The sequence below is a fragment of the Marinobacterium stanieri genome (assembly GCF_900155945.1).
Lineage (GTDB): Bacteria > Pseudomonadota > Gammaproteobacteria > Pseudomonadales > Balneatricaceae > Marinobacterium > Marinobacterium stanieri.
The window spans coordinates 329,644-342,283 of the sequence record NZ_FTMN01000002.1; the positions used below are offsets into that span (position 1 = coordinate 329,644).

12 protein-coding genes are annotated in these 12,640 nt (G+C 56.9%); 4 read left to right on the forward strand and 8 right to left on the reverse strand.

From position 1 onward, the window contains the following. Positions 1 to 6: 6 nt before the first annotated feature. The 5 genes from soxY to BW956_RS06520 all read right to left on the reverse strand — a co-directional run bounded on the left by soxY (position 7) and on the right by BW956_RS06520 (position 4,714). Positions 7 to 468: a thiosulfate oxidation carrier protein SoxY gene (gene soxY, locus BW956_RS06500; protein ID WP_010323681.1), complete on the reverse strand. Its 462-nt coding sequence runs from the start codon at positions 466 to 468 to the stop codon at positions 7 to 9. 32 nt (positions 469 to 500) lie between these two features. After that, positions 501 to 860 (reverse strand): sulfur oxidation c-type cytochrome SoxX, encoded by a 360-nt coding sequence (gene soxX / locus BW956_RS06505; protein WP_010323682.1) that lies wholly within the window; start codon positions 858 to 860, stop codon positions 501 to 503. 92 nt (positions 861 to 952) lie between these two features. Next, entirely contained in the window at positions 953 to 1,978 is a 1,026-nt protein-coding gene (locus tag BW956_RS06510) for a c-type cytochrome (RefSeq protein ID WP_076461751.1), read from the reverse strand. Next, positions 1,962 to 3,296: a sulfite dehydrogenase gene (soxC, locus tag BW956_RS06515; RefSeq protein ID WP_076461753.1), complete on the reverse strand. Its 1,335-nt coding sequence runs from the start codon at positions 3,294 to 3,296 to the stop codon at positions 1,962 to 1,964. Before soxC ends, BW956_RS06510 begins: the two co-directional genes overlap by 17 nt. A 95-nt stretch (positions 3,297 to 3,391) precedes the next feature. Next, complete coding sequence (locus tag BW956_RS06520) at positions 3,392 to 4,714, reverse strand: sigma-54 interaction domain-containing protein (RefSeq protein WP_083702958.1); 1,323 nt, start codon at positions 4,712 to 4,714, stop codon at positions 3,392 to 3,394. A 256-nt stretch (positions 4,715 to 4,970) separates the two neighbouring features. On the opposite strand from BW956_RS06520, the gene BW956_RS06525 reads away from it, so the two are divergent. The 4 genes from BW956_RS06525 to BW956_RS06540 all read left to right on the forward strand — a co-directional run bounded on the left by BW956_RS06525 (position 4,971) and on the right by BW956_RS06540 (position 9,410). Further along, positions 4,971 to 6,551 carry a cytochrome ubiquinol oxidase subunit I gene (locus BW956_RS06525; RefSeq protein ID WP_076461757.1) on the forward strand — a complete coding sequence of 527 codons (1,581 nt, stop codon included), beginning with the start codon at positions 4,971 to 4,973 and terminating at the stop codon, positions 6,549 to 6,551. Positions 6,552 to 6,570: 19 nt separating this feature from the next. Further along, entirely contained in the window at positions 6,571 to 7,713 is a 1,143-nt protein-coding gene (cydB, locus tag BW956_RS06530; RefSeq protein WP_076461759.1) for a cytochrome d ubiquinol oxidase subunit II, read from the forward strand. 13 nt (positions 7,714 to 7,726) lie between these two features. Beyond that, complete coding sequence (cydX, locus tag BW956_RS06535) at positions 7,727 to 7,825, forward strand: cytochrome bd-I oxidase subunit CydX (protein ID WP_010323688.1); 99 nt, start codon at positions 7,727 to 7,729, stop codon at positions 7,823 to 7,825. A 154-nt stretch (positions 7,826 to 7,979) separates the two neighbouring features. Next, positions 7,980 to 9,410 (forward strand): two-component system sensor histidine kinase NtrB, encoded by a 1,431-nt coding sequence (locus BW956_RS06540; RefSeq protein ID WP_076461761.1) that lies wholly within the window; start codon positions 7,980 to 7,982, stop codon positions 9,408 to 9,410. Between the two features lie 84 nt (positions 9,411 to 9,494). On the opposite strand, the gene BW956_RS06545 is transcribed toward BW956_RS06540, so the two are convergent. From BW956_RS06545 to BW956_RS06555, 3 genes are all read right to left on the reverse strand, one after another. Beyond that, entirely contained in the window at positions 9,495 to 9,872 is a 378-nt protein-coding gene (locus tag BW956_RS06545) for a RidA family protein (RefSeq protein WP_076462111.1), read from the reverse strand. An 80-nt stretch (positions 9,873 to 9,952) separates the two neighbouring features. After that, a complete protein-coding gene (locus tag BW956_RS06550) occupies positions 9,953 to 11,524 on the reverse strand; it encodes a BCCT family transporter (RefSeq protein ID WP_076461763.1) in 1,572 nt (523 codons plus the stop codon). A 104-nt stretch (positions 11,525 to 11,628) separates the two neighbouring features. Further along, positions 11,629 to 12,627 carry a dipeptidase gene (locus tag BW956_RS06555; protein ID WP_175611974.1) on the reverse strand — a complete coding sequence of 333 codons (999 nt, stop codon included), beginning with the start codon at positions 12,625 to 12,627 and terminating at the stop codon, positions 11,629 to 11,631. Positions 12,628 to 12,640: the final 13 nt, after the last annotated feature.

Consider the following 12,640-nt stretch of genomic DNA (forward strand, 5'->3'; position numbering starts at 1 on the left):
TCGTTATTAGCCGCCGCAACCACCGATGGTGACCTTGACCTCTTTGGTCGCGCTGTACAGCTTGCCGTCGGCCTTCACGACCGCGGTTACGTTAGTGGTTTTACCCATGCGCACACGGGTGGAGACATCCGCTTGCGTCCCTTCCGGGATCATGAACTGGACCGCCAACGGAGACGGGTTGTTCTCGATGAAGATGCTCATGGACTCAACATTGGCCAGGCCAGTGCTGACGCTGACCGGCACAACCGCACCATTCTCAGCAATATCCGGTGCATCAAGGATCACTTCAGCACTTTCAGCCGGGGCGTCATCCCCGTAAAGCGCCTTGATAGCTGCACTCTGTTCAGAAGCGCTGAAGGCTTCCTTGGCCCAGGCCGCCATGGCGGCACGCGGCATCAGCACACTCAGGCCCATTAGGGCGCCACCGGCTGCCACGGCTTTTACCAGGGTTCGACGATTCATACTCATTATCTGTTCCTCATCCTGTTCCCCAAGGGGCCTTAGTACTGGTAGATGTATTCCACAACAGCATCGATCTCTTCTTCAGAGAGGATCCAATGCTTGCCAATCGGCGGCATGATGCTGAGCGGGTTTGCCACGGTGGCGTCCCACACCTGGGCACGCAGTTTGCGCTTGTCAGGGAAGCGCTGTTTCATGGCAACCATCATTGGCCCCTGATTGCCGGGAAGATTGGCAACAGGATCATCAATGCTGTGGCAGGAAATACAGTTACCACGGGTTTTGTCGTGAAAAACGTCACGGCCCAGTTCGATCATTTCGTCCTGGGACGCGGCCGCTACCGGCCCGCTGAGCGCGGTGGCTGCAGTTGCCACACACATCAGGGTGGTCAGTCTGCGCATGCTAAATCCTCCGGCCGAGCCTGCTTAAGGCCCTTATATTAAATTATGCTAACTTTATTATTTTTGAACACCAAAAGTAATATAGACGTATTTTACCGACTTTTTTCTGTCATGAAAGCCACTGCATGCATTATCTGCTCGTCAGACAGATCAACACGCCCTCCTTTTGGTGGCATAACGCCCTTGGTGCCAGTGAATCCTTCTATGGCATGCTTGAGCAGCGTATCCATGCCCTTCGCCAGCCGTGGTGACCAATCTGCCTGATCCCCCAGTTTGGGAGCACCGGCAAGACCCGAGCCATGACAGGCAACGCAGGCCGCTTCATACACCTCTCGCCCCGCAAGGGCTGACGCCGACAACTCACTGTCTGCGCGTTCATGAGGCGCTTCAACCTCAATCCCGAGGGAGTGTAGACGCTCACGCTCTTTTTGCTCTTCCAATGCTTTCTGCGCCTCATGAGAGGCTGCCGGCGCATCGGCTCCCTGCTTGAAATGACCAACCGGCGTAATACCGCCAATGGTGCCAACCATCTCCAGTTGCTCGGGATTGGCGCAGTCCTTCATGCAGCGCATATTGGGCGAATCCGGTCGATCATCGAGAAAAAAGCCATCCTGATTCGGCATTTCGATGGATGCCAGATTATCCTGTGTCAGCACAAACTCATCATCCACTATGTCATTCAGATAGAGTACGTACGCAGAGATGGCATAGGTTTCATCTGCACTGAGGGAGCGCGGTGCCGTAAACGGCATGGCACGATGAATGTAGTCCCAGAGCGTACTGGCATAGGGCCAGTAAGAGCCGACGGTCTTGGTAGGCCGTTCATGCGTCAGGGTATCAAAGCCACCGGACAGCACCGGCCAACGGCCCACGCCTTCACCGAAAGTGCCATGACAACTGGCACAGCGCGACTCATACAGCATCTCGCCATCCATCACACTACCCTCTCCGGGTGGCAAACCCAGGCCATCGGGGCGCACATCAATATCCCAACCGGCTATCTCATCCGCACTGGCGGCCTGTCCGATACCCAGAGGTTCAGCCAGGGCCTGCACACCGGTCGTCAGCAGCAGCCCGGCGATCAACGGCCGCCAGCTGTGATCAGGTAATCTGAACATTGGTGACCTCCCCGTTGGCTGCAACTTTCCAGGTGTGAATCGAATTCTTGTGATAGATGGAATTGCTGCCGCGAGCTGCTCGCAACTGCTTGAGTGTTGGCTGCACATAGCCGGTTTCATCAATTGCTCGTGCCTGCAACAGCCAGGGTTGACCATGCCACTGCGCATCGACACTGAAGCGGGTCAGCGCCTTGGGCAGCACCAGCCCTTTCAGGCGTGCAGGCACCCAGTTCACACCGCCATCGAAGGACACATCCACTTGCTTGATCCGCCCGCGCCCGGACCAGGCAAGCCCTTCAATTTCGATATAGCCCGAATGCTTGACCGGCTTTTCCGGGCAGGGATAGGTAATAACCGAGTTGGTTTCCTGCACGAAGCTGAACTTGCGCGCCTTGCCACTGGCGAGCAGATCGGTGTATTTGGAGGTTTCCTCACGGTGATACCAGGGCTGATCTCCCACCTCCAGACGGCGCAGCCACTTGATTGAAGTGTTGCCTTCCCAGCCGGGGTTGAACAGTCTCAGGGGATAGCCCTGCTCGGGCCGCAGCCGTTCGCCATTCTGGGCATACACCACCAGTGTATCGTCCAGCGCTTTCTCCAGCGGGATGGAACGGCTCATATGGGCACCATCGGCACCCTCAGCCAGTATCCATTTGCCTTCAGGTTTAACACCCGCTTCTTCCAGCAGTACTTTCAGTGGTACGCCCGTCCACTCACAGCAGCTCAGCATGCCATGGGTAAACTGCAGCGCTTCCATCTGCGCCCCTTTCCACTCCATGCCGCCGTTGGCCGGACACTCGAGGAACTTGATCTCAGAGACGGACGGAAAACGCATCAGGTCATCCATGGTAAAAATCAGTGGGCGCTCCACCAAGCCATGCAATATCAGGCGATGCTCTTCAGGATTGATGACAGGAACCCCGGCGTGATAGCGCTCAAACACCAATCCGTTGGGGGTAATGATGCCCTTGAGTTCCGCAAGGGGTGTCATGGAGATGGAGGATATGGATTCTGCCGTCAACCAGGGAACGGTTCGACGCACGACATTTTTTTCAAACCGCGAAGGGCTGCCATAAGGGTGTTCAACAACCCCATGTCCCAATTGACGGCTCCAGCTGGGTTCGTTGGGCGGCAGGTTGGTGGAACCGGCGCTTTCTGCCAGGGCTCCTCCAGCAACACTGGTAGCCGCCAGCGCGCCAACGGCAGTAATGCCACGGCGAAGAAAATCACGCCGGTCGTTTGCAGACAGGTCTTCAGACTCCCGCGCCAGCTGTTTGAGCAACTCAGCCGTGCTTTGGGGACGAATAATTCTGGACATGCCAGTCTCCCGATTTGTGCGGAGCCTGACAGCTCCTTTTTATTTTTATGTAATAAGCGTAGACAATATTAGAATATGCATGATTAAACTTTAGTCTAACTCGCATCAATATCTTTCAGTTTGCGGTAGAGGGTCCGCTCGCTAACACCGAGCTGTTGCGCCAGCTCGCGCCGCTCACCTTTAAAACGGACAGCCAGTGAATGCAGATAAGCGGCCTCCAGCGCCTCCAGCGGCATCACCGGCAGCTGATGCATTACTTGCTCAGCGGGCAGTGCGGGCGTGGTTTCGACGGTTGCAAAGAGGTCTGGTGGCAGATGTTCCAGCTTGATCACGCCAGCATCGGCCAGGAGAATGCCGCGCTCCAGCAGGTTGCGCAGTTCACGGATATTACCCGGGAAGGAATATCGGCGCAGCCACTGCATGACGGTCTCGTCCAGCTTTACTTCGGCACCACTTGGCAGTCGCTTGAGCAGAACGGAGACCAGCAGTGGCAGGTCGTCAGCTCTCTGCCGCAACGGTGGCAGAGGCACTGGAAAGGCAGAAATGCGGTAGTAGAGATCCTGACGGAACTCGCCGGCCCGCACCATTTCACGCAGGTCACGATGGGTGGCACACACCAGGCGAAAGTCCGCATGCTGAGGCTCCACACTGCCCACCGGACGGAAGGTGCCGGTCTCGATCAAGCGCAGCAATTTAACCTGCAGACTCAGCGGAATTTCACCGATCTCATCCAGAAAAAGTGTGCCGCCCCGGGCCGCTTCAACCAGCCCTTTTTTTCGACCGATGGCGCCGGTGAACGCGCCCTTTTCATGGCCAAACAGCTCGCTTTCAAACAGACCTTCACTTAGCCCCGAGCATTCAACCGTGACAAAAGGTGCCCGTGAGCGCGGACTACCGTCATGCAGCGCCTTGGCCACCAGCTCCTTGCCGGTACCGGATTCGCCCAGCAGCAACACGGTGATCTCACTGGGTGCCGCCCGATGGACCAGTGACAGCATTTCGGTGAAGGCCTGGGAGCGCCCGACCATGCCATCCTGGTCCGACACCTGCGCCCGCGCTTCCTTGACCTGGTGCATCACCTCCAGATAGCCGATCAGCTGGCCTGCAGCATCCTTCAGCGGTGACATTTCGACATCGACGTGCTCCTCCCCCTCTGGCGTATTGTGCAAATGCAACACGCGCTGACGCAGCCCCGTATCCCGGCAGGCTCGGAGCGGGCAGGCTTCTCCGGCCTGATCGCAGGGGACCGTGTACCCATGTGACACCCGGTAGCAGGTTTTCCCCACAATTCGCCCCTGGGGCGCATAGCAATCCTGATAGGCCTGATTGGTCGCCAGGATGAGATAATCCAGCGAGAGTATGGCCGCCGGTTCCGGAATCGCTTCCAGAATCACGGCGGGATCAAAATGGTCGTACACGTGCCAGCCTCCTTCACCTCGAACTGACATCTACGTCAGCCAACTGACATTATCGTCACCCCGCGACATTTTGTCACTTGTCGGAACTAAGAGTTGCAGCTGAAAATACGTCATAAAAGTCCGCTAGACTGCGTTATTACTGGCTTATTACCAATAATTAACCACATAAAACATACAGGAATATATGGCACAAATAATGCTTTATTAATGTCATGACCTGCATTCAGGCGCTCTAAACTCGCACAGGAGACTGGTAATGATCACTGAGGAAATCGTTGATCTTTCCCGGCTACAATTTGCCATTACGGCGATGTACCACTTCCTTTTCGTCCCGCTTACGCTGGGGCTGTCATTCATGCTGGCCATCATGGAATCCGTCTATGTCATGACCGGCAAACAGATCTACAAGGACATGACCCAGTTCTGGGGCAAGCTCTTTGGTATCAACTTTGCCCTCGGTGTTACCACCGGTCTGACCATGGAATTCGAGTTTGGCACCAACTGGGCGTATTACTCGCATTATGTGGGCGACATCTTCGGTGCTCCTCTGGCCATTGAGGGACTGATGGCCTTCTTCCTGGAGTCCACTTTTGTCGGTTTGTTTTTCTTTGGTTGGGAACGCCTGAGCAAAGTAAAACACCTGATGGTCACCTGGCTGGTGGCACTGGGCTCCAACATGTCTGCGCTCTGGATTCTGGTGGCCAATGGCTGGATGCAGAACCCGGTGGGCTCCGAGTTCAGCTATGAAACCATGCGCATGGAGATGACCAGCTTTGCCGAGGTGTTCCTGAACCCGGTCGCTCAGGTCAAATTCGTACACACCGTATCCGCGGGTTATACCACTGCTGCCATGTTCGTCCTGGGTATCAGTGCCTACTACCTGCTGAAAGGGCGTGATCTGGCATTTGCCCGTCGCTCCTTCGCCATCGCCTCCGCCTTTGGCCTGGCCGCATCCCTGTCGGTCATCCTGCTGGGTGATGAGTCCGGTTACGAGATCGGTGATGTGCAGAAAACCAAACTGGCCGTCATCGAAGCGGAATGGGAAACCGAAGAAGCGCCGGCCGCCTTCACCCTGTTTGGCATGCCCAACGACGAAACCATGGAGACCGATTACGCAATCAAGATCCCCTATGTCATGGGCATCATCGCGACTCGATCCATTGACGAAGAAGTTATTGGTATCAAGGATCTGGTCATCGAGCACGAAGCGCGCATCCGTAACGGCATGCAGGCCTATGCCCTGCTGGAGCGCCTGCGCAACGGAGAAGAAACCGATGCGCTCAAGGCCGAGTTCGATCAGGTCAAGGGCGACCTGGGCTTTGGCCTGCTGCTGAAAAAATACACCGACAATGTGGTCGATGCGACAGACGAGCAGATCAAAATGGCTGCGCGGGACACCATCCCCAGCGTGGCGCCGATGTTCTGGGCCTTCCGCATCATGGTGGCCTGTGGCTTCTGGATGTTGATGATCTTTGCGCTGTCGTTCTACTTCACCGCACGCCGCACTTCGTTCAACAAGCCCTGGTTGCTGCGCCTGGCGCTGTTCTCGATACCGGCCCCCTGGATCGCGTCCGAGATGGGCTGGTTTGTGGCCGAGTTCGGCCGTCAGCCCTGGGCCATTGGTGAAATTCTGCCTACCTATGTTGCGCCCTCGGTACTGACCAAGGCCGATCTACTGGGCAGCCTGTTCGCCTTTATCGCGCTGTACACCCTGCTGGCGATTGTCGAGATCTATCTGATGGTGAAATTTGCCCGCCTGGGTCCCAGCAGTCTGCATACCGGCCGTTACCACCACGAACAACAGCACGACGCAGCCGATGCTGCCGTGAAAGTCTGAACACCTGAGGAGACTGGATATGCTGTTTGATTATGAAACTCTGAAACTGCTCTGGTGGGTGCTGGTTGGCGTGCTGCTGATTGGCTTCGCCATCACCGACGGCTTTGATATGGGGGCCTGTGCCCTGCTGCCGCTGATCGGTAAAACCGACGACGAACGTCGCGTGGTAATCAATACCGTTGGCCCGCACTGGGAAGGCAACCAGGTCTGGTTCATCACCGCCGGTGGTGCTCTGTTTGCCGCCTGGCCAGCTGTCTATGCGGCGGCGTTCTCCGGCTTCTACTGGGCCATGCTGCTGGTGCTGTTCGCCCTGTTCTTCCGTCCGGTCGGCTTTGACTATCGCTCCAAGCTGGCCAACACCAAGTGGCGTCGCGCCTGGGACTGGGGCCTGATTGCCGGTGGTGTTGTGCCGTCGCTGGTATTCGGTGTTGCCTTTGGCAACCTGTTGCTGGGCGTACCCTTCCAGCATGACGAATTCATGCGTCCCAGCTACGATGGCAATCTGTTCGGCCTGCTGAACCCCTTCGGCCTGCTCTGCGGTGTCGTCAGCCTGGCCATGCTGTCCATGCATGGCGCGGTCTGGATTAACCTGCGCAGCCATGGCGAAGTGGAACGCCGCGCCAAGGGCTATGCCCAATTGCTGGCCTTGGTGACACTGGCAGCCTTCGCCCTGGCCGGTATCTGGCTCAGCATGGGCATCGATGGCTACAAGATTCTCAGCCAACCGGAACTGGGCGCCCTGCCCAATCCGCTGGCCAAGGAAGTGGTCATTGCTGAAGGTGCCTGGCTGGCTAACTACAGCCTCTATCCGCTGACCATGCTGGCGCCCATTAGCGGTTTCATCGGTCTGATCGGTGTATTCCTGCTGGCAGGCCGCAACAAGCCGGGCTGGGCTTTCCTGTTCAGTTCACTGGCATTGGCCGGCATCATCGCCACCGCCGGGGTATCCATGTTCCCGTTCGTGATGCCGTCGAGCCTCAGCCCCAATTCCAGCCTGACCCTTTGGGATGCAGCATCCAGTCACCTGACCCTGAACGTAATGGCGATTGCAGCCTTTATCTTCGTGCCGATCATTCTGGCCTACACCCTGTGGTGCTACCGCGCCCTCTGGTCGAAGATTTCGGTGGATTACATTCAGGAAAACGATTACTCATCCTATTAAAGGAGATACAACCATGTGGTACTTCGCCTGGATTCTCGGTGTGCTCCTGGCCTGCTCATTCGGCATCATCAATGCGATGTGGCTGGAGCACGAGGATATCGATAACCCCTGACAGCTTGCCTGTCATCTCTCCTCAAAGGCGCCCCTGGCGCCTTTTTTTATTTTCATCTGTCATCAGGTGGCAATTAGTGCCGCGCTCCGGGGCCTTCTTCCGTTATAATCTGCAGAGAATACGTTTCATTTATCGAGACAACGGACCGCCTTAGATGACAAACCGACTTCTCCTGGCTGCAGCTTTACTCTTTACTTCACCTTTCAGTCAGGCGGCCCTGCTGGATCCATTCCGTAACGAGGATGGCAGTACCCGCTGGCAATACGTCGCCAACTTCTCCAGTGGCGTATTGATTATTCTGCTGACACTGGTCGTGATCAGCCTGTTCGTCACCTGGCGCCGCGCGCGGCGTTATAACGTGGAACTGGAAGCCATCCGCGGACACCTGGAGCAGCGCGTGCAGGACCGTACCGCCAAACTTGAACACGAAGTGTCCGAGCACGTGATTACCACCCAGCGCCTGCAGTCATCCGAGGCGTATATCCGCAATATACTGACCTCCATGCCGTTGGTCCTGGTGGGCCTGAGCAAGGACGGCACCATCACGCAATGGAACCGCCGTGCGGAAGAGCGCTCCGGCATCAGCACAGAGGAAGCGATCGGGCAGAACCTTTGGAAGATCTACCCCGATATCACTGTCACACCCAAGCACATCGAGCAGGCCATCGAACAGAATGAAGCCCTGACCTTGCGCTACAGCCAACCCGGCAGCTACCACATGGATATCACCGTATATCCGCTGGAGCACACCCAGGAGCCCGGCGTCGTTATCCTGGTGGATGATGTGACCCGCCAGGTCATCGCCGAAAACATGCTGATTCACCACGACAAGCTGTCATCCATGGGTGAACTGGCCACCACCATGGCCAACGATATCAACCCGCCGCTGCAGGCGATCCTGTTTGATCTGCGCAATTTCCAGAGCCTGCTGGAATCCGGCAAACTGCAAAACACCGGTGCCGATTCCGCTGCCGAGGTGGAGCGCGTACAGCAGTTGCTGCAAAACGCCTCCAAGAATGGCCAACAGGTTGAGTCCGTGATTCGAAATCTGCTCGATTTTGCCCATGGCCGCAACGACAGCGCCCAGGATGCCAACGTGGTGGATATTCTGGAGCACTCCCTGATTCAGGCAGGTGATGTCCTGTCGGTGCCTAATGCAGTGCCCTTCCGAAATATCGACATTGAGCGTCACTTTGAAGGCGAGATTCCGCTGGCGCCCTGTTATATCACTGAACTTCAGCAGGTTTTCCTGACCCTGTTCCGTCATGCCTACCAGTCCCTGGTAGACAAGTCCCAGCGTCTGGGAGCCGAGTTCACGCCCTGTATCAAACTCTATGTGACTGAATGCTACGATGCCCTGTCGATCCGTATTCAGCACAACGGCACCGGCCTGGACAGCGATGAACAGATGCACCTGTTCGAGCCCTACATGCGCAAGGGCAATGAAACCAAGGCGGCGGAAGAAGCCGACAAGCGACTGTCATTCCCCTACTTCGTGATTACCGAACAGCACAAGGGTCAAATGGCCGTTACCTCTGACCCGGATGTGGGTACCACCTTCCACATCCAGCTCGACCTGCACTAATCAGCTACACAGCAGACACCAAAAAGGCGGCCGCTGGGGCCGCCTTTTTTAATCCTTCAGGCTCAAACTGCCTGCTTATGAGGCTTATGCCGGCACTGCCGCATAGGCGACAATCTCACACAGCATCTCTTCACGAGCCAGCCCCGCCACTACCATGGCGGCCCGGTTGGGATAAGGTGCTTCAAAGTATTCTGCATACACCTGGTTGAACACCGGCAACTGCGCACGGTCGGTCACATAGATCAGCACCTGGGTGACATCTGCCATGCTCAGCTCAGCGGCTTCGATGGTGTGCTTGAAGTTCTCCATGGTCTGGCGTGCCTGGGCCTCAATTCCCCCTTCAACCACCTGGCCATTGGCATCAATGGGAATCTGGGCCGTGGACAGGGTGCCATTGGCAATAACGGCCCATTCAAGGGGCGCTTTGGAAGCAAAAAGATCAGTCTTCACAGCTGTTTTCATTGTCATCTCGTGTATTCAGTCGCGGAAAAATAGAAAAATCCGGTTGCCGCACAGAGCACGGCAACCGGAACAAAGGGAAGTTAAAGGCCTTGTTCTTTAGCCATCTGACGGGCAATGCGAGGAGCGACCCAAAGGGAGGGCAACAGCACCAGTGACACCGGTACAGCAGTCACCACGATGAAGGACTGGAGTGCCGAGATACCGCCGGAGCCGATGGAGATCAGCAGTGCCGCCATGACGCCCATCATCACGCCCCAGAAAATGCGGACGCTGGTCTGCGGGTGGTCAGTACCGGTCATCACCATGGACACGGCATAGGTCATGGAGTCACCGGTAGTCGCCACGAAAATGGTGGTCAGAATCAGGAACAGCACCGAGACCAGGAAGCCCATGGGCAGCTGTTCGGTAATGGCCATCAGAGCGGCCGGGAGATTGAATCCGGTAAACGGCTCGGAGATCACACCCGGGTTGTTGAGCTCAAACGAGAGCCCGGCACCACCCACAATGGTGAACCAGAAGCAGGTGATCACCGGCGCCACCACCGAGATCAGCAGGATCATTTCACGGATGGTACGGCCACGGGAAATACGCGCCACAAACATCGCCATCAGCGGACCATAGCCCAGGAACCAGCCCCAGAAGAACACGGTCCACCAGTCCAGCCAGCCGGTATCGGCACGGAAGGTTGCCATCGGGATGAACTGGTCCAGGTAGATACCGAAAGAGTGCAGATAGCCATCCACGATGAAGCCGGTCGGCCCCAGCAACAGGATGAACGCCATCAGTGCCACCGCCAGGATCACGTTGGCACGACTCAGGATCTGAATGCCGCGGTTCACCCCACTGACCGCAGAGAGGGTGTAGATACCGATCAGCGCGATCAGGATGAACACCTGGGTACCGTAGGTATTGGGAATACCAAACAGTTTCTCCAGACCAAAGCTGACCTGCAGCCCTAGAAAACCGATGGGGCCAACAGTGCCTGCAACCACTGCCAGCACACAGCAGGAGTCGACAATGGCACCCAGAGGGCCTTTCATGACACGGTCGCCCAACACCGGATACAGCAATGTACGCGGTTTCAGCGGCAGGCCTTTTTCATAGTGCAGGTACATGAAGATAATGCCGGTCAGGCTGCCCAGAATCGCCCAGGCCAGAAAACCCCAGTGCATGAAGCTTTGCGCCAGCGCGTTATAGGCGGCCTGAAGCGTGCCGGTTTCCGCGCCTTCACCCGCAAACAGCGGTGGTGGCGAGGTAAAATGCGCCATGGGCTCAGCCGCTGCCCAGAACACCCCTCCACCGGCCAGCAGCGTACACATGATGATGGAGATCCACTGGAAGGTGGTGATATCCGGCGTATCCGTACCGCCCATCACCACACTGCCTGTGCGGCCGACACTCAGTACCAGACCGATCAGGAAAGTAAGCAGGAGCAGCACCTGCCAGTAGGCCCCGAACAGCTTGGTCGAGGTAGCAAAGGCGGCATTGACCCAGCCAGACACCAGGTCAATATCATAGAGGGCAAGAGCGGCGAACAGGACAAGAATCCCGCCGCTGATCAGGAACACGGGCAGATCCACACCTGACAGCCACGACTTTTTGGGCATATCAAGCTCCTGGCTGACAGACGCAGCCTGAGTAGTTGTATTCATCTTAGTCTCCCGGCGAGCTTTTATATTTATGGTTCGGAGCATCGACGGGGGCATTGCCGTCCGGCCGGGGACACCGGACGGCAACTGTTTTCAGTCGCGCTGTGCTATTGCGGTTGCAGCGCATCCTCGAGGAAGTTGAGCCAGTTTCGGCCCATGATTCGCGCCACATCCTCGTCACTGAAACCTCGCGCCTGAAGGCCTGCGGTCAGATTGGGGAAGTCACGACTGTCACGGAACCAGGACAGCGGGCGCGGCCAGTCCGCATTGGACTTGGAGCCCTCGCCGTAATCCATCTCTTTCGACCAGCGGCCATTGCGCATCCATTCCAGCACCGACAGCGGCTGCTCCTGGCACAGGTCGGTGCCAATACCTATGTGTTCAACGCCCATCAGATCCGCCGTACTGGCGACCATGTCGCAGAACTCTTCCAGCGTGCAGTCGGAACCGTTCTTGAGATGGAACGGATAGAGGCTGAATCCCAGCAATCCACCAGACTCGCCCAACGCCTTTAGCACAGTGTCAGACTTGTTGCGCTTGGCAGCGTGGAAGCTGGTCGGGTTGGCGTGCGAGATCACGATGGGGCGCTCGGACAGCTCAATGGCATCCAGGGTACTGCGCTCGCCGCTATGACTCATATCGATAACCATGCCGACCCGGTTCATCTCGCGGATCGCCTGCTTGCCGAAACGGGTGACACCACTGTCTTCCGCCTCATAACAACCGCAGGCCAGCAGACTCTGGTTGTTGTAGGTCAGCTGCATGATCATCAGGTTCAGCTCACGCATCACCTCGACCATGCCGATATCGTCCTCGATGGGCGAGCAGTTCTGGGCACCAAACATGATGCCCACCTTGCCCAACGCCTTGGCGCGACGAATATCCTCGGCGGACTTCACCGGCATGATCAGATCGCGGTTGTACTCAAAGTGGCGATTCCACTCGGCGATACGCAGCAGAGTTTCACGAATCTGCTCGTGGTAGACAATGGTAACGTGCACCATGGTCACCCCGCCTTCGCGCAACTGCTCGAAGATGTGACGGTTCCAGTTGGAATACTGAAGCCCGTCGACCACGATCAGGTCTTTGTGCAGGTTCTGGTTCATGGCCTGACTCCGC